The organism is Bradyrhizobium sp. AUGA SZCCT0283, assembly GCF_018130385.1.
Lineage (GTDB): Bacteria > Pseudomonadota > Alphaproteobacteria > Rhizobiales > Xanthobacteraceae > Bradyrhizobium.
On the sequence record NZ_JAFCLU010000008.1, the window covers coordinates 260,066 to 281,399 of the forward strand.

General features: G+C 63.5%; 25 protein-coding genes. 17 read left to right on the forward strand and 8 right to left on the reverse strand.

All coding sequences use genetic code 11. The features are described 5' to 3' along the window. Positions 1–106: 106 nt before the first annotated feature. Positions 107–766, forward strand: a complete 660-nt coding sequence (locus JQ624_RS14315) for a TetR/AcrR family transcriptional regulator (protein WP_212419521.1) — start codon at positions 107–109, stop codon at positions 764–766. Positions 767–825: 59 nt separating this feature from the next. Here the strand turns inward: JQ624_RS14315 and JQ624_RS14320 are convergent, their stop codons facing one another. After that, positions 826–2,823: a methyl-accepting chemotaxis protein gene (locus JQ624_RS14320; RefSeq protein WP_212419522.1), complete on the reverse strand. Its 1,998-nt coding sequence runs from the start codon at positions 2,821–2,823 to the stop codon at positions 826–828. A 94-nt stretch (positions 2,824–2,917) separates the two neighbouring features. Next, entirely contained in the window at positions 2,918–3,883 is a 966-nt protein-coding gene (locus JQ624_RS14325; RefSeq protein WP_212419562.1) for a glyoxylate/hydroxypyruvate reductase A, read from the reverse strand. A 488-nt stretch (positions 3,884–4,371) separates the two neighbouring features. Between JQ624_RS14325 and JQ624_RS14330 the strand changes: the two genes are divergently transcribed. From JQ624_RS14330 to JQ624_RS14350, 5 genes are all read left to right on the forward strand, one after another. Beyond that, positions 4,372–4,740, forward strand: coding sequence for a YciI family protein (locus tag JQ624_RS14330; protein WP_212419523.1), 369 nt, complete (start codon positions 4,372–4,374; stop codon positions 4,738–4,740). After that, entirely contained in the window at positions 4,737–6,008 is a 1,272-nt protein-coding gene (locus JQ624_RS14335; RefSeq protein WP_212419524.1) for an RNA polymerase sigma factor, read from the forward strand. Before JQ624_RS14330 ends, JQ624_RS14335 begins: the two co-directional genes overlap by 4 nt. 301 nt (positions 6,009–6,309) lie before the next feature. Further along, complete coding sequence (locus JQ624_RS14340) at positions 6,310–6,723, forward strand: DoxX family protein (protein WP_212419525.1); 414 nt, start codon at positions 6,310–6,312, stop codon at positions 6,721–6,723. A 38-nt stretch (positions 6,724–6,761) separates the two neighbouring features. Further along, on the forward strand, positions 6,762–7,295 hold the full coding sequence (locus tag JQ624_RS14345) for an SRPBCC family protein (protein ID WP_212419526.1): 534 nt from the start codon (positions 6,762–6,764) through the stop codon (positions 7,293–7,295). Positions 7,296–7,332: 37 nt separating this feature from the next. Beyond that, entirely contained in the window at positions 7,333–7,746 is a 414-nt protein-coding gene (locus JQ624_RS14350) for a VOC family protein (RefSeq protein ID WP_212419527.1), read from the forward strand. A gap of 112 nt (positions 7,747–7,858) precedes the next feature. Here JQ624_RS14350 and JQ624_RS14355 read toward each other — a convergent pair whose 3' ends face one another. After that, entirely contained in the window at positions 7,859–8,290 is a 432-nt protein-coding gene (locus JQ624_RS14355; protein ID WP_409334327.1) for a hypothetical protein, read from the reverse strand. A gap of 70 nt (positions 8,291–8,360) precedes the next feature. Then, positions 8,361–9,377 carry a nicotinate-nucleotide--dimethylbenzimidazole phosphoribosyltransferase gene (cobT, locus tag JQ624_RS14360; protein WP_212419529.1) on the reverse strand — a complete coding sequence of 339 codons (1,017 nt, stop codon included), beginning with the start codon at positions 9,375–9,377 and terminating at the stop codon, positions 8,361–8,363. Positions 9,378–9,432: 55 nt separating this feature from the next. On the opposite strand from cobT, the gene cobS reads away from it, so the two are divergent. Together cobS and JQ624_RS14370 are read left to right on the forward strand one after the other, a co-directional pair. Beyond that, a complete protein-coding gene (gene cobS / locus JQ624_RS14365) occupies positions 9,433–10,191 on the forward strand; it encodes an adenosylcobinamide-GDP ribazoletransferase (protein ID WP_212419530.1) in 759 nt (252 codons plus the stop codon). After that, entirely contained in the window at positions 10,188–10,757 is a 570-nt protein-coding gene (locus JQ624_RS14370; protein WP_212419531.1) for a histidine phosphatase family protein, read from the forward strand. Before cobS ends, JQ624_RS14370 begins: the two co-directional genes overlap by 4 nt. 225 nt (positions 10,758–10,982) lie before the next feature. On the opposite strand, the gene JQ624_RS14375 is transcribed toward JQ624_RS14370, so the two are convergent. From JQ624_RS14375 to JQ624_RS14385, 3 genes are all read right to left on the reverse strand, one after another. Further along, the gene (locus JQ624_RS14375) at positions 10,983–11,960 is read right to left on the reverse strand and encodes an IS110 family transposase (RefSeq protein ID WP_212419532.1); all 978 of its coding nucleotides are present in this window, start codon (positions 11,958–11,960) and stop codon (positions 10,983–10,985) included. Between the two features lie 316 nt (positions 11,961–12,276). Next, on the reverse strand, positions 12,277–13,065 hold the full coding sequence (locus JQ624_RS14380; RefSeq protein WP_212419533.1) for an SDR family NAD(P)-dependent oxidoreductase: 789 nt from the start codon (positions 13,063–13,065) through the stop codon (positions 12,277–12,279). A gap of 216 nt (positions 13,066–13,281) precedes the next feature. Beyond that, positions 13,282–13,779, reverse strand: a complete 498-nt coding sequence (locus JQ624_RS14385; RefSeq protein WP_212419534.1) for a helix-turn-helix domain-containing protein — start codon at positions 13,777–13,779, stop codon at positions 13,282–13,284. Positions 13,780–13,892: 113 nt separating this feature from the next. Between JQ624_RS14385 and JQ624_RS14390 the strand changes: the two genes are divergently transcribed. From JQ624_RS14390 to JQ624_RS14430, 9 genes are all read left to right on the forward strand, one after another. Next, positions 13,893–14,444 carry a dihydrofolate reductase family protein gene (locus JQ624_RS14390; protein ID WP_212419535.1) on the forward strand — a complete coding sequence of 184 codons (552 nt, stop codon included), beginning with the start codon at positions 13,893–13,895 and terminating at the stop codon, positions 14,442–14,444. A gap of 71 nt (positions 14,445–14,515) precedes the next feature. Next, complete coding sequence (locus JQ624_RS14395) at positions 14,516–15,169, forward strand: glutathione S-transferase family protein (RefSeq protein ID WP_212419536.1); 654 nt, start codon at positions 14,516–14,518, stop codon at positions 15,167–15,169. Between the two features lie 14 nt (positions 15,170–15,183). Continuing rightward, positions 15,184–15,552 carry a nuclear transport factor 2 family protein gene (locus tag JQ624_RS14400; RefSeq protein WP_212419537.1) on the forward strand — a complete coding sequence of 123 codons (369 nt, stop codon included), beginning with the start codon at positions 15,184–15,186 and terminating at the stop codon, positions 15,550–15,552. Positions 15,553–15,831: 279 nt separating this feature from the next. Next, on the forward strand, positions 15,832–16,248 hold the full coding sequence (locus JQ624_RS14405) for a YciI family protein (protein WP_212419538.1): 417 nt from the start codon (positions 15,832–15,834) through the stop codon (positions 16,246–16,248). Positions 16,249–16,408: 160 nt separating this feature from the next. Continuing rightward, entirely contained in the window at positions 16,409–16,834 is a 426-nt protein-coding gene (locus JQ624_RS14410; protein ID WP_212419539.1) for a YciI family protein, read from the forward strand. Positions 16,835–16,914: 80 nt separating this feature from the next. After that, positions 16,915–17,280: a hypothetical protein gene (locus tag JQ624_RS14415; RefSeq protein WP_212419540.1), complete on the forward strand. Its 366-nt coding sequence runs from the start codon at positions 16,915–16,917 to the stop codon at positions 17,278–17,280. Positions 17,281–17,402: 122 nt separating this feature from the next. After that, positions 17,403–18,125 carry a TetR/AcrR family transcriptional regulator gene (locus tag JQ624_RS14420; protein ID WP_212419541.1) on the forward strand — a complete coding sequence of 241 codons (723 nt, stop codon included), beginning with the start codon at positions 17,403–17,405 and terminating at the stop codon, positions 18,123–18,125. A 106-nt stretch (positions 18,126–18,231) separates the two neighbouring features. Then, on the forward strand, positions 18,232–18,720 hold the full coding sequence (locus tag JQ624_RS14425; protein WP_212419542.1) for a DUF2852 domain-containing protein: 489 nt from the start codon (positions 18,232–18,234) through the stop codon (positions 18,718–18,720). Positions 18,721–18,899: 179 nt separating this feature from the next. Beyond that, positions 18,900–19,661: a serine acetyltransferase gene (locus JQ624_RS14430; protein WP_409334324.1), complete on the forward strand. Its 762-nt coding sequence runs from the start codon at positions 18,900–18,902 to the stop codon at positions 19,659–19,661. Positions 19,662–19,766: 105 nt separating this feature from the next. Here the strand turns inward: JQ624_RS14430 and JQ624_RS14435 are convergent, their stop codons facing one another. Beyond that, on the reverse strand, positions 19,767–21,032 hold the full coding sequence (locus JQ624_RS14435) for a serine hydrolase (RefSeq protein WP_212419543.1): 1,266 nt from the start codon (positions 21,030–21,032) through the stop codon (positions 19,767–19,769). Positions 21,033–21,334: the final 302 nt, after the last annotated feature.

Below are 21,334 nucleotides of genomic sequence, written 5' to 3' on the forward strand. Positions count from 1 at the left end.
TTTGCCTCCTTGGCAGTTGATCAATCGGGCCGGCGCGTAAGGCGGGCGGGATTGATTTTTATACTGTTCCGCATAATATAAATCTGGTCAAGGAATTTATTGCGAAATGGTACAAAAAAGTAAAAAGCCGCCTGTGACGAAGATCGACGATCCCGTGGCGCCCAAGCGCCGCGGCCGGCCGCGCGCCTATCAGCCGGACGTCGCACTCGGCAAGGCGCTCGACCTGTTCCGCAAGGATGGCTTCGCGGCGACCTCGCTCGACGATCTCTCCGCCGCCACCGGCATGAACCGGCCGAGCCTCTACGGGGCGTTCGGCGACAAGCGCGAGCTATTCATCAAGAGTTACCGGCGCTATCGCGAGGACGCGCGGGCGGCCATGGGCGACATCTTCCGCGGCGAGTTGCCGATCCGCCGAAGGCTGGAGCGGATCTATGCGGTGGCGCTCGATATCTATCTGTCCGGCGAATCCGGTCCGCGCGGCTGCTTTACGGTGATGACCGCGGCCTCCGAGGCGGTACACGATCCCGATATCCGCACCATGGTGCTGGAAGGCTTCACCGAACTCGACAAGGCTTTTGCCGCCTGTTTCCGGCGCGCCAAGGAGAAGGGCGAATTGCCCGAAAGCGCCGATCCGGTCGTCCTGGCCCAACTCGCCTCCGCCACCATCCACACCATCGCCATCCGCGCCCGGGCGCAGACGCCGCGCAGGGAATTGGAGGCGATCGTGAACGGCGCGCTCGATGTGATGGTTGGCCCGGCCAAGTAACTTCAGGTCGTCCCTGCGTTCGCAGGGACGACGATAGAGCTTCCGATCGGTGGGTCGCCTCACGCCGCCCTGATATGGGCGAGGAAGCGGTCGACCTCGCTGCGCAGCTTGCTCGATTGCTGCGCCAGTTCGCCCGCCGAACTGAGCACTTCCTGCGCGGCATCGCCGGTGGCGCCGATGCCGGTCGTCACGCCTGAAATGTTGCGCGAGACTTCGCCGGTTCGGGCCGCAGCCTGCTGCACGTTGCGTGCGATTTCCTGCGTCGCCGAGCCCTGCTGCTCGACGGCCGCGGCGATGGCCGCGGAGATTTCATCGACTTGCCGAATCGTCGTGCAGATCGACTGGATGCCTTCGACGGCCGCGGTGGTTTCGCTCTGGACCGCCGCGATCTGGCCGCGGATTTCCTCGGTGGCCTTGGCGGTCTGCGTCGCCAGCGTCTTTACTTCGCTCGCGACGACCGCAAACCCGCGACCGGATTCGCCGGCGCGCGCGGCCTCGATGGTCGCGTTGAGCGCGAGCAGGTTGGTCTGGCTGGCGATCTGGTTGATCAGCGAGACCACCTCGCCGATCTTCTGGGCGGCGGCGGCGAGGCTTTGGACGCGGTTGTTCGACTGCTGGCCGTCGTTCGCGGCCTTGCCGACGACGGTGGAGGCATGCGTCAGCCGCCGGCCGATTTCGTCCATCGACGACGACAATTCTTCAGCCGCCGCGGCAACGGTCTGGACGTTGTCGGAAGCCTGTTCGGATGCGGTGGAAACCGTGAGCGTCTGCTGCCGCGATTGCTCGACGATGGAGGACATCGACTGCGCCGTCGCCTGCATTTCGGTCGCGGCTGCCGACACGCGCTCGACCACGCCGCGGACGCTCGCCTCAAAACTGTCGGCCAGCGCCGCGAATGCGCGGCGTTTTTCCTGCTCGGAGTGGGCCTTGGCTTCCGCCTGATCCGACTGCATCTTCTGCATGCGGACGGCATTGTCCTTGAACACCGCGACGGCCCGCGCCATTTCGCCGACTTCGTCCTGGCGCTGATGAACCGGCAATTCGAATTCCAGCTTGCCATGCGCGAGATCGCGCATCGCCGCCGTAATCGCCAGAATGGGGCGCGAAATGCCGCGGGCGATCAGCAATCCGGCGGCCGCCGCGATGGCCAGTCCGAGCAGCGCCATGCCGATGGCGAGCTGGCGTGCGCGATCGAGCGAGGTCACATACTCGCTGTTGTCCATCACGATTTCGACGGCGCCGATCGAGTTGCCGGAAAAATCCTTGATCGGGGCGAGCAACGCGGCAACCGGCGTGGTGCCGAGTTTGCCCTGGTGGATGACGAAGCCGCCGTCGCGGGCACGGCCATAGTCGGCCGGATCGAAGAAGCTTCGGCCGTCCAGCGTCCCGCCGAACAGCTTGAAGTCGCTGGCGGCCGAAAGATGAAACGCGACATCGACGCCGCGGGTGCGCTTGAACTCGTCGAAGAACGGCTGGCCGAAGGTCAGGCCGAACTCCACGGAACCGAGATGTTTGCCGGCCAGCGCGACCGGAACGACGCCGCGGATACCGAGCCCGGCGACGCCGCCTTCGAGGCCTACGATCGGCTTGCGCGCCTGATTGGCCGCGACCACCGTCTTGCGGAAGCTCGACAGGTCGTCGCCGAATTTCTGGGGTTGATGGACGCGCAGATAGGATATCGCCGGTGGCGTATGAAACTGGAACTGGTCGACGCCGTAATCGGATTTCAGGGCTGCAAATCCGGCGCCGAACAATCCCATCAGGGCATCGCGGTCGTTGCGCGCCATCGCTTCCTGAACCGCCGGTATGGTCGCGACGACGGCGCTCATCGCGGCGGCCCGTCGTGCCTCCTGGCCCAGCCTCGACTGAAGCGCGTCGTAGTGGCTGCGCAATTCGCGTTCATCGGCGCGATCGACGACCCCTGAGATAATCCACATCGCACCCAGCAGGATGAAGACCGCCGTTCCCGCCGAGGCGAGCGCCAGGGCGGCGGTGATCCGGGTTCTGAGCCCCAGATTGATGTGTCGGGAGAAACCGTTTCGTGCTGTGCTGGCCATCCCTTAGAAATACCAAAACGTTGCTAATTTTGGGTGAATGGCGCCGGCCGTGCAACCTTTCAAGGCTGCCTGGCGCACGCAACCCTCGCGTGCGCTAATACCCCCGATTGCGATCCACCACATTTTCCAGCGCGCCGCCGGCCTCGAAGCGCGCGATCTGCTGCGCGACATATTTCGATATCTCGTCGGTATCGGTATCGGCGGCGTTGTGCGGGGTCAGCACCACTTTTGGGTGGGTCCAGAACGGGCTGTCCACGGGCAGCGGCTCGGTGGCGTAGACGTCGAGCGAGGCGGCGCCGAGCGTGCCGTCGTCGAGGCATTGCAGGATGTCGGCTTCGTTCTGCAAGGCCCCGCGGCCGGCATTGATCAGCACCGGCGCGCCGAGCGGGCTTTTGCGACTCAGCTTCTCAAACAGCGCGCGGTTGAGAATGTGCCGTGTCTCCGGCGTCAGCGGCAAAAGGCAGACCAGGATGTCGGTCCGCCGCAGGAACGCTTCGAACTGCGGCTCGCCGTGAAAGCAATCGATGCCGTCGATCGTCTTCGGGCTCCGGCTCCAGCCCGCGACGCGAAAGCCGAGGCGCTTCAACACGACTGCCGCGTCAGCCCCGAGCGTGCCCAGCCCCATGACGCCGACCGAGATCGCGCCCGCCGCCCATTGCAATTTCGGCGCCCAGCGCTTGGCGCGCTGGGATTCCCGCAAGTAGAGTTCCTGCCGGTGGTGCATCAGCACATGCAGCACGACATATTCCGTCATCCGCGCGGTGAGGTCGGTGACGGCCACGCGCACCAGCGGCACGTCGGGCAATGAGCGGTCCGCCATCAACGCATCGACACCGGCACCCAGATTGAAGATGACACGCAGGTTGGGGAAGGCGGCAAGCTCGCCGGGACGCGGCTTCCACACCGCGGCGTAATGCACCTCCGCCGGATCGAACGAGGTATCCGGCAGCAGCAGCACGGAACGGTCCGGGCAGACGCTGTCGAACCGGCCTTTCCAGCGCTGCGGCGACCAGTTGTCAGTCCCGCCATGCACCAGGATGGCGAGCGCACCTTTGTTCACTGTCATTCTTCCGGCCGTCCCTTTCGTATCGTCACGCAGCGTGACTCGCCTCACATAATCGATCGAACCGCTTCTCTAGCCTCCTTTCATCGAACAAGGGAGACCCTTCTCGTGTGCAAATTGATCGAGACCGACGAGCAAAAGGCGCGCCAGATCGCCGCGCAGTATGGCATCTCCTGGTGATACGCGGTTTCATCATCGTGGCGGTGATGTTCTGGCTGGCGCTTTCCTACCAGAGCAATCACCGCGACTTTGGCCCGGCCAAAGTCGAGACCGTCAGATGAAGACGATCAAGAACATCATTCTCATTCTCGTCGTGTGCCTTCTTTGTTCCAAGGCGGTCGTCCACACCTACAGGCACTTCAATCCGCGACCGCCTCCGATCGTCGGCCCCTGACCGGCGACGGAACATTCCAAAATTTCTTCGACGCACCTGTCGGCAGCGGGCATAATCGTTCGTCATTGTGACAACGGAGATGCCAGCCCTCATGCTTTACGCCATCCTTTGCTATCACGACGAAGACACCGTCGGTTCCTGGACCAAGGAACAGGACGCCGAGGTCATGACGAAGCTCGCCGTCGTGCAGGACAAGCTCGCCAAGCAGGGCCGGCTCGGTCCGGTCGCGCGGCTGTTGCCGACCACGGCGGCGACCACGCTGCGCAAGGATGATCCGCCGCTGGTGCTCGACGGCCCCTATGCCGAAACCAAGGAGCAATTGCTCGGCTTCTATGTCGTCGACTGCAAGAATCTCGACGAGGCGCTCGACGTTGCGCGCGATCTCGGAGCTGCCAATCCCGGCGGGGCCTATGAGATTCGGCCCGTCGGCCTGCTCCGGCCGGGGAGTGTGCCGTCGTGACCGACGCCGCCTGGATCGATGCCGCGCTGACTTCGGCGCGCCCCCAGGCGGTCGGCGCATTGCTGCGCTATTTCCGCAATCTCGACACCGCCGAGGAGGCGTTTCAGAACGCCTGCCTGCGCGCGCTGAAGAGCTGGCCGCAGAACGGCCCGCCGCGCGATCCCGCGGCGTGGCTGATCATGGTCGGGCGCAATGTCGCGATCGACGATATCAGACGGAGCAAGAAGCAGGAGGCGCTGCCGGAGGACGAGGCGATCTCCGATCTCGATGACGCCGAGGAACAGCTGGCCGAGCGGCTCGACGGGTCGCATTATCGCGACGACATCCTGCGCCTGTTGTTCATCTGCTGCCATCCGGAGCTGCCGGCGACGCAGCAGATCGCGCTCGCGCTGCGCATCGTCTCGGGGCTCACGGTCAAGCAGATCGCGCGCGCCTTCCTGGTCTCGGAAGCCGCGATGGAGCAGCGCATCACGCGGGCGAAGGCACGGGTCGCCGACGCCAACGTGCCGTTCGAAACGCCGGGCGCGGTGGAGCGCTCTGAACGCCTCACCTCCGTCGCCGCCATGATCTACCTGATCTTCAACGAGGGCTATTCGGCCTCAGGCGATACCGCCGAGATACGCGCGCCCTTGTGCGAGGAAGCCATTCGGCTGGCCCGGCTGCTGCTGCGGCTGTTCCAGAGCGAGCCGGAGATCATGGGGCTGACCGCGCTGCTGCTGATACAGCATGCGCGGGCCGCGGCGCGGTTCGACGCCGATGGTGCGGTGATCCTGCTCGACGATCAGGACCGTTCCAAGTGGAACAAGTCGCTCATTGCCGAGGGTCTGGCGCTGATCGACAAGGCGATGCGCCATCGCCGCAGCGGGCCCTACCAGGTACAGGCCGCGATCGCGGCGTTGCACGCCCGCGCCGAAAAGCCCGAGGATACCGACTGGACCCAGATCGACCTGCTTTATGGCGCGCTCGAGATCATGCAGCCGTCGCCGGTGGTGACGCTGAACCGTGCGGTCGCCGTATCCAAGGTGCGGGGACCGCAGGCCGCGCTCGACATGATCGAACCGCTGGCGCCGCGGCTGTCGAACTATTTTCATTTCTTCGGCGTGCGCGGCGCCTTCCTGATGCAGCTCGGCCGCAACGACGAGGCCCGCACCGCGTTCGACCGCGCCATCGCGCTGGCCAACACCTCGGCCGAAGCCGCCCACATCCGCATGCACCTCGACCGCCTGCAGCGCGACAGCCAGCCCCGCGGCAAAAAGGCGGGGAAGTAGGCGTTTTCCTTCTCCCACCCAACTCGGGTCTACCCGAGTTGGGCACTTTAAAATGTCGAAGTCGGATAAATCCGACTTCGCTGGGAGAAGGTGGCGCGCGAAGCGCGCTGGATGAGGGGTTCTCTCCGCGGAGACAGACCCTCATCCGTCTCGAATGAGCTGATGCTCATTCGATCCACCCTCGCCCACAAGGGGAGAAGGGAAGAGCGGCAGAACTGAAAAAATTCACCGCGTCTGTCGGTTTCCGCTCCCCTCGTTCGTCTTGAATCCGAACAGCCATTCAAGACAACGGGGATTAGTCATGACTGTCATCGCCGAAACCCTTCCGGCCTCTAGGTCCGCACGCTGGGCCGGCCGCATCCTCTCCGGCCTCGTCATCGTGTTCCTGATGATCGATGGCGCCATCAAGCTGGTGCCATGGCCGATCGTCACCGAGACCATGGACAGGATGGGCTATGGTTCGAGCGAAACGCTGGCGCGGAGTCTCGGCCTCATCACCATCGTCTGCACCGTGCTCTATTCGATCCCGCCGACCTCGATCCTCGGCGCGATCCTGCTTACCGGCTATCTCGGCGGCGCCATGGCCTCGCATGTGCGGATCGGCAGTCCCCTGTTCACCCACACGCTGTTCGGACTTTATCTCGGCCTGATGGTGTGGGGCGGGCTGTGGCTGCGCGACAACAACCTGCGCGGCTTGATCCCGTTCCGCCGCTGATTTGATATCAACGATAGACTTCACATAAGGAGCCAGACATGTTCGACATCGTTACCGTCGCCGTCATACTGGCGATTGCCATTGCCGCGGTGCTCATTTTCGCTGCGACCAGACCGAATACGCTGCGGGTGCAGCGCGCGACCAGCATCAAGGCGCCGGCGGAAATGATTTTTCCGCTGATCAACGATTTTCACCAGTGGAGAAGCTGGTCGCCGTATGAAAACAAGGATCCGGCGATGAAGCGCACCTATGGCGGGGCGGAGCGCGGCAAGGGCGCGGTCTATGCCTGGGACGGCGACAAGAATGTCGGTTCCGGCCGCATGGAAATTCTCGAAGCCTCCGCACCGCAAAAGATCGTCATCAAGCTCGATTTCTTCACGCCGTTCGAGGGCCATAACACCGCCGAGTTCACAATGCTGCCGCAGGGCGATGGCACCCATGTCACATGGCTGATGCATGGTCCCGCGCGCTTCGTGACCAGGCTGATCCAGGTCTTCATGAACCTGGACAAGATGATTGGCCGGGATTTCGAAGCCGGTCTTGCCAATCTGAAGAAGCTCACCGAGAAATAAATCGTCACTCGGATATCAGTTACCCAAGGAGCCAGCGATGCAGGTCAATCCCTATCTGTTCTACAACGGCAATTGCGAGGAAGCGCTGAAGTACTATCAAAAGGCGCTCGGCGCCCAGATCGAGGCCATGATGCCGTATGGCGATGGACCCGCCGAGATGCCGATCCCGGCGGACTGGAAGACGAAGATCATGCATGCCCGCATCACCATCGACGGCGAGGTGCTGATGGCGTCCGACGCCACGCCCGGCGATTACCATCAGCCGCAGGGCTTTTCGGTTGCGCTTGCGGTCGAGAATCCCGCGGACGCCGAGCGCCGCTTCAACGCGCTCGCGGAAGGCGGCACGGTGCGGATGCCGTTCGGCAAGACCTTCTTCTCCAACGGGTTCGGCATGTGCGTCGACAAGTTCGGCATTCCCTGGATGGTGAATTGCCCGAAGGAGGACATGTAAAGCGTGACTCGCAGGGTGGGCAAAGCGAAGCGTGCCCACCATCGGTGCTTCAGGGAAGGCGGTAGGCACGGCGCAAGTGCGCCTTTGCCCACCCTACGAAATCTACGAAATCCTACCTGCACCGCGGATAGATCGCGGCGAGTTCGCGCCCGCGCAACAGCAACAGCCGCGAGGTCAGGCCGCCGCGGCGGCTGATCCAGTCCCGCACCGGCGCCGGGTAGGCTTCCTGCACCGCGCGCGAGGCCTCCGGTTCGGCATAGATCCGGCCGCGGCGGTCGATCGAGCGCGCGGCGTGAAATCCCAGCACCGCGCGGCGCGTCACGCAGATGCGCTCCTCCGGGATCGTCATCAGCACCAGCGTGCAGGCCGACAGGCATGGCCCGTCGATCACCACCCGCTCGCCGGATTGGCGCACGCGATCGAACAGTTCGAGAAACGGTCCGACCTGTCCGCCGGGGCTGGCGAGAATGCGAATCTCGGCCCGCACCGGCACGATTGCCGCAAACAGCGCGGCGGCGACTACGATTACCTTGATGACCGCCATTCGCATGTGCAGCTCCTTCGTCAGCACTGCCCTCCCGGCCAGTTACGCTGAGATATGTGGCAAGGTTTCGTCAATCCTCCGAGTCGGAAACGCCGGCCTCCGCGAATGTCGCCATTCCGGCATGGCAGGCCAGCGCGGCGCGCGCCAGCAGGATCGCGACCCCCGCGCCGGACGCCTCGCCGAGCCGCATTCTGAGGTCGAGCAGCGGAGGCAGCTTCAGTTCGCGCAGGAGATCGCGGTGGCCGGATTCGGCCGAGACGTGCCCGGCGCGGCAATGATCGAGCGCGCCTGCATCAAGACGTGCGAGCGGCAGCACCGCGGATGTCGCCACGAAACCGTCGAGCAGCACCGGGACGCGATGCCGCCGCGCGGCGAGCACGGCGCCGGCGATCGCCGCGAGCTCGCGGCCGCCAAGGGCTGCCGCCACCGCCAGCGGATCGCCGAGGATGCCGCGATGGAAATGCAGCGCGGTCTCGATCGCCGCACGTTTGCGCGCCAGCCCGTGGTCGTCGACGCCGGTGCCGCGGCCGGCCCAGCGCGCCGCGCCGCCGCCGAGCAGGGCCGCGCACAGCATGGCCGCCGTCGTCGTGTTCGCGATGCCCATCTCACCGACCGCCAGCAGGTCGCAATCGTCAGGCACGGTGCGATATCCGGCGTCGACCGCTGCGAGAAATTCGTCCGTGCTCATCGCCGCCGCCTCGGTGAAATCGCGCGTCGGCCGTTCGAGTTCGATCGGCACCACCCGCAGCTCGGCGGCGGCGGCTTTGGCGATCTGGTTGATGGCCGCGCCGCCTGCGGCAAAATTCGCCACCATCTGCGCGGTGACGGCCTGCGGATAGGCCGAGACGCCGCGTGCGGCGACGCCGTGATTGCCGGCGAACACGGCGATGGTGATGCGTTCCAGAAGCGGCTTTTCGCGGCCCTGCCATTGCGCCAGCCAGATCGCAAGTTCTTCGAGGCGGCCGAGGCTGCCAGGCGGCTTTGTCAGATTCTGTTGCCGCTGCGCGGCCATGTCAGCGAATCGCCGATCGCCGCGGGGCAGGTCGCGACAGAAGGCGCGGATGTCGTCTAGACTGGCAAACTGCATGCGATTCTCTCGTCGAATCGGGGCCGCACGCTAGAACGATTCTCCGGACATCTCCATGAATGAATGGTTCGACGATTTCAAAACCGCCGTCGCGTTCCTGACGCGGCTGCCGATGCCGCATCCGGATGGCGCGATGCCGCAGAATTTCGTGCGCGCGCACCGGATGTTTCCGGTGGTCGGCGCGCTGATCGGCGCCGCGATAGGATTGCTATGCCTCGGCCTGCGATCGATCGGCGTGCCCGATCTGGCGGCCGCAGCGCTGGCGCTGGGCGGCAGCGCCATCGTCACCGGCGCGTTGCACGAGGATGGTTTAGCCGACGTCGCCGACGGATTCGGCGGCGGCCGCAATCTCGAATCCAAGCTGGAGATCATGCGCGACAGCCGGCTCGGCACCTATGGCGCCATGATCCTGCTGGTGAGCTTTGCTGCGAAAGTCTCCGCGCTGGCGGCGATCCCGGACGGCCACGTCATCCCGAGCCTGATTGCGGCGCATGCGCTGGGGCGCGGCATCTTGCCCGCGATGTCGTTGAACCTGCCTTATGCGCGCAAGGATGGATTGGCCCGCAACGCCGGCCAGCCCGATGCGGCGACGGCGGCCATCGCCGGCGGGCTGGCGCTGCTGATCGCGCTGGCGTCGCTGTCATGGAGCAACGCGTTGTGGGCGGCGGTGGTGGCGGGCTTGAGCGGGCTCGCCATCGCGTGGCTGGCGCTGCGGCAGATCGGCGGCCAGACCGGCGATGTGCTCGGCGGCGCCGAGCAGGTGGCCGAGACCGCGATCCTTGTCCTGCTCGCCGCACGGCTGGCGTCGCCATGAACGTCCAGACAAATCTCTGGCTGATCCGCCACGCGCCGGTCGACGGACCGCGCGGCGTGATTCACGGACCCGACGCGCCGACCGATCTTGGCGATGCCGCAGGTTTTGCCGCGCTCAAGGCAAGATTGCCGGGAGGCGCTTTTGCGGTGTGCAGCCCGGCGCGCCGCACGCGGGAGACGGCCGAAAGGCTGGGTCTCGTTGCGGTCGAACAGACAGCCTTTCGCGAGCAGGATTTTGGCGCGTGGACCGGACGTCGTCACAACGAACTCGAACGCGAACTCGGCCCGGCCTATCGCGCGTTCTGGGAGTCGCCCGCGAGCAACCGGCCGCCCGGCGGCGAAAGTTTCGTCGATCAGATCGCGCGCGCGAGCGCCGGCCTTGCGCTGCTGCCCGCAGGGGAAGCGATCCTCGTCGTGCATTCCGGCACCATCCGCGCCGTGCTCGCCATCGCGCTCGATCTTGCGCCCGAGCAGGCGCTGCGCTTCGTGATCGATCCGCTGTCGCTGACGCGCGTCGATCGGCTGGAGGACGGCTGGCGTGTGGTTGCGGTGAATACGCGCTGGTAGACAACACAGCCCGTAGCAACCATTAGATCGATTGATTGTGGGCAATGGGATCGTCAGCTTGCTTGCAAGCATGACGTCGTACTCGCCGCCGTCAAGGCGTGGCCTGGCGGCAGCGAGGGATGGGCGAGATTGAGCGACGGCCATCCTTGACGGCGGCCGCGCGCGACGTCGTGAGCACGGCGTGCAAGGACGAAGACAAATGCTCCGGGCGAACCAAAACTTGAGTTAGGCGGTCGATGGATTCGTGGTGCGTGCGGCAGGTGGCTCACCTTGCCAAGGTGTGCCGCGCGCCACGACGGTGTTGACGAAAATGAGCAATTTCCTGGCGCAGGCGACCAGCGCGCGCTTGTGCTCTTTGCCCGCGGCCCTCAGTCGTTGATAAAGGGCGATGAGCTGCGGGTTCCAGCGCATGGAGGCCGGCAGCGCCGCCAAGTAGAGCGCGCGGCGCAAGCGGTCGCGGCCACCGTCGATGTGACGGGCGCCAACCTGATCGCCGCTGTCATCGTCATAGGGGGCTAGCCCGGCGAGTGCCGCGGCTTGCTCGCGAGTGAGCTGGCCAATCTCGGGCATTCGCACCAGGATGGCGACCGCGGTCGGCAACCCCGCGCCGCCGACGCTGTGGATCAGTTCCAGCCGCTCGGCGAGATCGGGATACTGGCGGATCGCCGCCACCAAAGCTTTGAGTTCGGTCCTCGCGCGCTTGGCCAGGCGGGCGATATCTTCTTTCCATACCGCCCGGATTCGCTCGTTGCGGCAGGTCTCGATCCGGTTTTTGAGCTTCATGATATCCTCGCCGATCTGATCGATCATTGTCAGCTGCTCGGCAAACGGCGATAGCCGGGGATCTGGCGCCGGATAAATCTGCCTGACCGCAGCGGTGCAGGCGGCGATCAGCGCGGCATCGATCTTGTCGTTCTTGGCCCGTCGCAAGTGGAACTTGGCATAGGCGCGCACTTGTGCCGGCTGAAACACGACCACCACAAACCGCTTGCGCCGAAGCGCGGCGACCACTGGCTGTTCGTAACCGCCGCTCGCCTCGATCCCGATGCGTTTGATTTTGTGGCGCTGCAGCCACTCCAGCAATACCTTGTGGCCTTCTGCAGTGTTCTCAACCTGCAACTGCTCGCAGCTGCCATCGATTGCCACGTCGAGCTTCCGTTTGCCGGTATCGATCCCGGCACAGACTGTGATACGCTTGGCCATCTTCCTCGAACCCTCCCTTGTGAATGCGAACCTAAAGTTCGTTCAACCATCCGGGTCCCGATGAAGTGCCGATCGCGATCTTGCTACGAAAGACAGCCCTCAAGGCTTCGGTGGGCATCGATCCGATCAATCGGCGGCCCAGCCCGGGCGGCCACCCAGGCTGGGCCATTCCTCACGGAACGACGCCACTTTAATCCTTCGCGCTAATACAAGGGTGGGCAAAGCGCAGCGTGCCCACGATTCAATACCCCGATGTTGATAAATGGTGGGCACGGCGCAAGTGCGCCTTTGTCCACCCTACGAAGTCTGCGAACTCCTACCCGTTCCGCCGCGCGCCGCGCAGCGTCGGCAGGCCGATGCCGGCGGCATCAAAACCACCGTCGACGGCGAGGATCTGGCCGGTGATGTAGCTCGAACGATCGCTGCACAGGAAGAAGATCGCTTCCGCCAATTCCTCCTCGAGGCCGTAACGATTCAGCGGAATGGCGTCGTGATAGTCGGCGCGGATTTCCGGCGTGTGGACCTGCTTGGCCATCGCGGTCTCGACCGGGCCGGGCGCCACGGCGTTGACGCGGATGCCGAGCGAAGCCAGTTCGACCGCGAGTTGTTTGGTGAGATGCGCAAGCCCGGCTTTGCTGGTGCCGTAGGCCGAGCGCAGCGTCGAGGCGCGCACCGCCGAGATCGAGGTGATGTTGACGATCGCGCCGCCGCCATGTTCGCGCATCAGGGGCGCCGCCGCCTTGGTGCACAGGAACGGGCCGGTGAGGTTGACCTGCAGGATGCGGCTCCAGTCTTCATCCGAGGTGTCGAGCAAAGGCGCGAATACCGCGATGCCGGCATTGTTGATCAGCGCGTCGAGCCGGCCGAAGCGTTCGCTCACCGCCGCCATGGCGTTCGCCACCGCCTTGGCATCGGAGACATCACAATGCAGTTCCAGCGTATTGTCCGGGTTGGCGAGGCCAGCGACCGCGACATGCAGCAACTCGCCCTCGATGTCCAGCAGCGCCACCTGCCAGCCCTCGGCGAGAAAGCGTTTGGCCGTCGCAAGCCCGATGCCGCGCGCGGCGCCGGTGACGAGAGCAATCTTTTGCGGGGAGGGAGGCATGGGCGGGTCCGTTGGCGAGAGAAAGATTCCCGCTCCTATAACCCAAGCCCCGTGCCGTGTCCCGGCTGGGGTGCAGTGAAATTCAATGCAGATTCGGGCAGGCCCGATGCGACACGGGAAACGTCCCGTATCAGGTCAATGCTCCTGCCGATGGCGAAGCGTTAGTCTAGCGCTGCGCGATCGCCTTCGCTTCCGCGGCGGGCGCGCGATCGGGGGCTACCTTGCCTTCACGACGCTTTCGTAAGCCGCCTGCAGTCGTTCGCCGACTGACGGGCCGGTTCGCCTGCGCCGCTTCACGCCGAGATGGCTTTCGCGCAATTCATCCATGAATTCGGCCCACATTTTCGCTCCGCCCTCGCTGAGCAGCCGCGCGCGAATGCCGAGTTCCTTGCTGACGGGAAGATATTTGTAACCCCAGGCCGCCATCTGCGCGAGAACCGGCAACAGCTCGATGCCCTGTTCCGTCAGCGAATAGATTCCCTTCTGCTTGTGCGTGGGATCGTCCTCGCGGGTGATGATCCCCTCGTCGAGCAGGGTCTTCAGCCGGTCGGCGAGAATGTTGGAGGAGATGCCTTCCTCCGATTTGGTCAAGAGCTCGCGAAAGTGCCGGCGGTTGCCGAACATCATGTCGCGGATGATGAGCAGGCTCCATTTGTCGCCGAGGACTTCCAGCGAGAGATTGATCGGGCAGCCGGAACGCCTGATGTCGGTCATGTTCGGTTCCAGACGGGCGGTCGGGGGCCCTTAAAAAAAACTGCTTGCAATATTGCACCGGTTATCTCAGGATACAACCAGTTGCAAAACGCAATCGGTTTAGGAAATGCACGATGGCCAAATTGATTATGTGGAATCTGATGACGCTGGATGGCTTCGTCGAAGGTCCGAACCGCGACATTTCCTGGCATTCCGACGTCTGGGGCGACGAACTCGAGCAACTGTCGATCGAGCAGTTGAACGCCGCCGGCGGATTGCTGTTCGGCCGCGTCACCTACGAACTGATGGCAAATCACTGGCCGAGCGCGACCGGCGAGGTCGCCGACTTCATGAATGCCGCGCCGAAATACGTGTTCTCCCGCACGGTGAAAAAATCCGACTGGAACAACACGCAGATGTTCAGTGCTGATGTCCCCGAGACCGTCGCCGGGCTGAAACGCGACAGCGCCAGGGATATTTTTCTGTTCGGCAGCGCCGATCTCGCCGGTAGCCTGATCCCGCACGGATTGATCGACGAGTTCCGCATCGCGCTGAATCCGATCATCCTCGGCGGCGGAACGCCGCTGTTCAAGCCGGGCGGAAAGCTCAAGCTGAAGCTGATCGACAGCCGGCCATTGTCGACCGGCATCGTGATCCTGCGCTACGTGCCGGCAGCGGCACAATAATCTGCGGCAAATGTCGGCGTGCCCGCACGCCGATCGTCTTGCCGGCAAGGTCCGTCAATACCGAGATTTCCATGTCGCTCACGCTGCATTTCCACCCGCTGGCCTCGTACTGCTGGAAGGCGTTGATTGCGCTGTACGAGAACGACACTCCGTTCACGCCGAACCTGGTCGATCTCGGCAATCCCGCGGAGCGCGCCGCGCTGGTGAAGCTGTGGGGAATTGGAAAATTTCCGGTGCTGCGCGACGAAGCGCGGAACGAGACCGTGCCGGAGTCGAGCATCATCATCGAATATCTGGATCGCCACTATCGCGGCCCCACGCGGTTCATTCCCCACGATGCCGACCTTGCGTTGCAGACGCGGCTGCGCGACCGCTTCTACGATCTCTATGTGCATCTGCCGATGCAGAAGATCATGCTGGACCGGCTGCGGCCTGCGGACAAAAAGGATCCGCACGGCGTCGAGGAAGCCCGCGCGCAGTTGCTGATCTCCTACGCCATGATCGAGCAGCAGATGGCAAAGGGAGTGTGGGCGATGGGCGAGGATTTCAGCCTTGCCGATTGCGCCGCTGCGCCGTCGCTGTTCTACGGCAGCATGGTGGTGCCGTTCGAGGAAACGCAGAAGAATCTTGCGGCCTATTTCGAACGGCTGAAAGCGCGGCCCTCGTTCGCGCGCGTGCGCACGGAGGCGGAGCCCTATTTCCGGATGGTGCCCAAAGAGTCCTGAAGGAGGAGCGTTGAATGGCGCATGCAAGCAGGGCGGATACGATCCGCGCCATTTTTGCAGCCTATCTCGCCAACGATCGCAACTTCGTCGAGAGCGCGCTCAGCGACGATTTTCGCTTCACCAGTCCCTACGACGATGCGATCGACAAGCCGACCTATTTCGAACGCTGCTGGAACAACAGCGACTGGATCGAGCGGCACGAGCTGGAGCGAATTTTCGTCGAAAGCGATGAAGCCTTCGTGACCTACCGCTGTGTCGCCAAAGACGGCAAGACGTTTCGCAATACCGAGTTCTTCGTCTTCGAGGGCAACAAGGTGAACCGCATCGACGTCTATTTCGGCGCGACATGCCAAAACGGCAAGTTCGTCAAACAGGCCGGGTAGCTTCGCGGGCATGCTGCGTCAAGTGTCTCTTCTTCGTCATGGCCGGGCTTGTTGTCCCGGCCATCCACGTCTTCTCTGTTTATGTGACGCAAGACCTTGGATGCCCGGGATATCCAGCACGAAGACGCGCTTCGCGCTTTTGCCCGGGCGTGACGAAAAGGGAGCCATGTCTCCAAAATAATTTTTATCGACATGTCGGTGCCGTAAAACCCCGTTCGTCTTGTTGATGAAGGCCGAGGCGACGGTAGCCGGCCCAAGAGACGCATACGGAGTGCGACAATGCGATTCATGGTGATTGTGAAGGCCAGCAAGGATTCGGAAGCCGGCGTGATGCCGAGCACGGAACTGCTGACCGCGATGGGCAAGTTCAACGAGGAGCTGGTGAAGGCCGGCGTGATGGAGGCGGGTGAGGGCTTGCATCCGAGCGCGAAGGGCGCGCGGATCAAGTATGGCAGCGGGCAGGGCGGCGTCAGCCGCGGCCCGTTCGCTCTCTCCGGCGATCTCGTCGCCGGATTCTGGCTGATCAACACCAGATCGCTCGACGAGGCGATCGAATGGATGCAGCGCGCGCCGTTCCTCGATGGCGACGAGATCGAAATCCGCCAGGTGTTTGCGGCGGAAGATTTCGGCGAAGCGCTCACCCCGGAATTGCGCGAGCAGGAAGAGCGGCTGCGGTCCCAGGCCGCGAAGAAGTAACGACTTGCCGTCATTCCGGGATGGTCCGAAAGGACCAGACATCAGATGCGCAATTGCGCATCGGGGAATCTCGAGATTCTCAGGTGCGCAATCGCGCACCGAAGTTTATCGCTGCGCGATGCCCCGGAATGACGGCAACTTGAAGCAAAGGACACCCACCATGCGATTCATGATGCTGATGATACCCCTCGGCTATGAGACCGCGCCGCCGGACGTCCAGCTCGACCCCGAGCGGGTGAAAGCGATGATGAAGTACAACGAGGCGCTCAAAGACGCCGGCGTGCTGATCGCGCTCGACGGGCTGCATCCGCCGTCGATGGGCGTGCGGGTTTCCTTCGCCACCGGCAAGCCCGTCGTCACCGACGGCCCCTTTACCGAGGCCAAGGAAGTGCTCGGCGGCTACTGGATGATCGATGTGAAGTCGCGCGAGGAGGCAATCGCCTGGGCGAAGAAATGCCCGGCCTCGGAGAACGAAATCATCGAGATCCGCCAGGTGCAGGAAATGGCCGATTTCTCCGAGGAAGTGCAGGAGGCGGCCAAAGGCTTCGCCGAGCTGCAGAAGGGAAGTGCGCACAAGGCGCGGTGAGTCTCTGCAACAGGGCTCCGCACGCCGTTAAGTCGAACGTCTATCGCCGATCCGTCAACCGCAAAGCGAGGAGAAATCTCATGAGCACCAGCGATACGTTTCTGGCCGTCTTTCTCGGCAGCAAAACCAGCGCGAAAATGGCGGCCTGGAATGCGCTGTCTGAGGCTGAGCGGCGTACCAGGGAGCAGCAGGGAATCGCGGCGTGGAAGGCTTGGGTCGAAAAACACCAGGCGGCGATCGTCGCGATGGGGGGCCCGCTCGGCAAGACCAAGAAGGTCGATTCAAACGGTATTGCTGACATCGCCAACGAGATGGGCGCCTTCACGGTGGTGCGCGCCGGCTCACATGAGGCCGCCGCGAAACTGTTCGAGAACCACCCGCATTTTGCGATCTTCCCCGGCGAGCGCGTGGAGGTCATGCCGGTGCTCCCGATCCCGGGCGGTTAGACCCAGAAGGTTAGAATCGTCCGGAATTACGCCGCACCCGCGCGCCGTTAATCTTGATGAACACCCGTTAACGGCCTCAAAATGAGTGACCTTTTCAGCCGGCTCATGTAAAAGCCTTTCACATGAGCTGGCGCAAGGAACAACGCCGCAGCGAACGCGGCTACCATCACGGTAATCTGAAAGAGGCGTTGCTGCAGGCAGCGCTCGGCCTGATCGCCGAGAAGGGCGCGGCCGGCTTCACCTTTGCCGACGCGGCGCGGATGGCGGGCGTCAGCCCCGCTGCGCCTTACCGCCATTTCCGCGATCGCGATGAATTGCTGTCCTCGATCGCCCAGCGCGGTTTTGAGCAGTTCGAGGCGCTGCTGACGCAGGCCTGGGACGACGGCCGGCCGGACACGGTGTCGGCATTCGAGCGGGTCGGGAAGGCCTATCTTGCCTTCGCCCGCAATGAGCCCGCGTTCTATTCGGCGATGTTCGAATCCGGCATTCCGGTCGATTTAAACCCCACGCTAATGGCCGCAAGCGAGCGCGCGTTCGCCATCATCCGCGCCGCCGCCGAACGGCTTGCGGCGATGGCGCCGCCCGGCATGCCGCGGCCGCCGGCCATGATGATGGCGCTGCACATCTGGTCGATGGCGCACGGCGTGGCCTCGCTGTTCGGCCGCGGCGACGCGGCGCGGCGCAAACTACCGATGTCGCCGGAGGATCTCCTGGAAGCCGAAGTGCTGATCTATCTGCGCGGCCTCGGCTTCGCGACCGACCGCCGGCCGGAGCCAAAACCGCCGGGGCCGCCGCCGGTGCCGCCTACCGGTGGGCCATCCGGTCCCTGGGGCACCCCAAAATAATTTTTCGGGTGCGGCGAGCCGCGCGCTTGACAAAAACGCGGGATGGTTTAGGTATGTAAATGTTATTTACATTCACAACGGCGTGATCGCCGTCATGGAGAGGGAAATGGCCTACACCGCAGATGTCAATCGATGGCGCGGCCCAACGGAAGAATCCTATCGACCCCCGCATATGCTTGAGAGCCCCTGGCATCCCGGCTGGATCGCCGTGACCATCCTCGGCTTCATCATCTGGTGGCCGATCGGCCTTGCCCTCCTCTTTTTCACACTAGGGAGCAGAAAAATGGGTTGCTGGAGTCACGGGGATCGCTGGCAGAACAAGATGGAGCGGATGCAGTACAAGATGGACCGGATGCGCAATCGCATGGAAGGCCGTGGATTTGGCGGCTTCGGCTTCGGTCCGCCCACCAGCGGCAACCGCGCGTTCGACGAGTACCGCATGGAAACCCTGCGTCGGCTCGAGGAAGAGCAGGTCGAGTTCAAGAATTTCCTCGACCGCCTGCGTCACGCCAAGGACAAGGAAGAGTTCGACCAGTTCATGGCGCAGCACAAGCAGCGTCCGACCCCGCCGAACGACCAGCCGCAGCAGGGCTAAGCGAATAGCGTCGCGAGTGAGAGTTCAGCCTCAGGCGTGATGCCCCCATGATGCCTGACGGCGGATACAGCCGCCCATTTGCGAGAGCAGGTGGGCGGTTTGTTTTTGGATCAGGCCTCATGGCGCTGCTCCCCGGCCGGTCTATATGATGCAGACGCGCGCAATCCGGGACGGCCGCCATGAATGTAATGCTATCTGCCGATCAGCTCTGGCGAATGATCCGGCGTGAAGCTGAAAGCGCCGTGGCGCGTGATCCGGTATTCGGCGCCGCGCTGTCATCGGCTATTCTCGATCATCCCGACTTCGCTCACGCGCTGGCTCACCAGATCGGCGCGCGGCTCGGCAAGAGCTCCGCGGATCGCGGGCGGTTTGCGCAGATCGTCCGTGACGTGTTCGTTGCTTCGCCCGATCTGATCGATGCGGCGAGCTGCGACCTGCAGAGCATCGCTGTTCACGATCCCGCGACCACGGCGCTTCTGCCGCCGCTGTTGAACTTCAAGGGCTACGTCGCGCTGCAGGCCTGGCGCGTCTCCAACTGGCTCTGGCGCGAGAGGCGCAGCGATCTTGCGCTGCTGCTGCAAAGCCTGTCGTCCGATCAGCTTCAGGTCTCCATTCATCCGTCCGCATCGATCGGAACGTCGGTGTTTCTCGATCACGCCACCGGCATCATCATCGGCGCCTTTGCCGTGATCGGCGACGAGGTGACGATCCTGCAGAACGTCACCATCGGCCGCAAACATTCGGAGCCGGACCGTGCTCCGAAAATCGGGAGGGGCGTTTATCTCAGCGCCGGATCGACCGTGATCGGCGGCGTCAGCATCGGCGATTTCGCCAAGATCGGCGCCGGCGCCGTCGTCGAGCATGATGTGCCGCCCGGCTGCACCGCGGTCGGCGTTCCCGCGCGGTTGACCAATTGTCCGGAGCCGATGATGCCCGCGTAAGGAGTCGTAGGGTGGGCAAAGGAGCGCAAGCGACGTGCCCACCATCCTTCAGCGATTTCGCTGCGAGATGGTGGGCACGCTGCGCTTTGCCCACCCTACAATTAACTACCGCACCATGGCGCCGTAGACGATGTCCTGGACCTGCTCACGATAGTACTTCCGAAGTTCGCCGGGCGCCGCCGTTCCAACGACGACGACAAGGCGCTCTTTCGGGTCGCAGAAGAACTGCGTGCCATACGCGCCATTCCAGGTGAACTCGCCGGGATTGCCCGGAACCGAGGACAGACCTTCGCTCGTCCGCACTGCCACTCCAAGGCCGAAGCCAAAGCCACCGCGATGCGGCTCCACATTGGCCACGTTGTTCTTGATTTCCGGCCCAAGGTGGTTGGTGACCATGTGATGTACTGTCTTGGGCCCGAGAATGCGTTGACCGTCGAGCTCGCCGCCATTGAGCAGCATTTGCCCAAAGCGTACGTAGTCGCCCACGGTTGCAAACGCGCAGGCGCCACCGCAGTCGAACTTCGTTGGTGTATCGAGTAGTTTGATCGCCTGTGGCTTACCCGTCAGCGGGTTATTGGGAAATGGCCGGGCAAGACGAGCGCGCTGTGCCTCCGTGGGGTGGAACGTGGCGTCCCTCATGCCGAGCGGCTGCCACACATTGCCGGCCAGGTAGTCGCCAAGCCGCTGCTCGCTTACTTTTTCAACAACTGCGCCGAGCACGTCGATCGAGAAGCCGTACTCGAAAACTGTCGCCGGTTGGTGCGCCAGCGGCAGCTTTGTGATGCGATCGATGAACGCCTGCGTATCACCCTCGATCGCCGGCGCTGTCCCGTCCGGGTACTGACGCGCTACCGGGCTCGAGCTGTCCGGGCGTCCTCCATACATCAGGCCGGACGTATGTCGATAAAGGTCGTGGATGTAGATCGGTGAAAGCTGCGCTTCGAGCTTCAGCGAACCATCCGCCTGCGCAACACCCACTTTCATCTCGGCGAACGCGGGATAGTAATCCGCAAGCTTTGCCTGAAGCGGCAGGCGGCCCTGTTCCATAAGCGTCAGACCCGCAACGGCGGCCATCGGCTTGGTCATGGAGGCAAGCGCGAACACAGCATCCAGCGGCATCGCCGTGCCTTTCGTCGGATCAAGTTGGCCGTACGCCTTGTACTGTACGAGCTTTCCGTCGCGGGCTATCGCGACCACGGCGCCGGGCACACGTTTCGCGGCGATCTCGCGGGCAAAAAAATCGTCCAGCCGGGCCAGTCCCTGCTGCGAAAATCCGACCTCATCCGGCTTTGCCTCGGGTAGCGGCGCGGCATTTGCCGCATTGGCAGCGATGCCGGCAACAACCGCCGCGGCCATCATGAATGCCTTCATTGTCTCCTCCCTCGCATGCGGATCGGGCTCGCACGATTTATTATGGTTAGGCCGTCAAGTTTAGATCACGTCTGTAAGAGCGACAAGCCGAGCGCGGGAGCAGGGCATTCGTCCGGCCCTCGCGACGGTCGCAAGATATTGTACGTGCCTGGAGGCAAATCACCCAGAAGCCTGTCCAGCCCTTCCCGCAAAAATATTCCGCTTAACTTCGAGCCCAAATCATCGGCATAACTCCGCTTGTCTCACGGCAGATGAGGGGCGTTGGCCATCGTCACGAACGTGCGGTGAGATGCGATGGACGC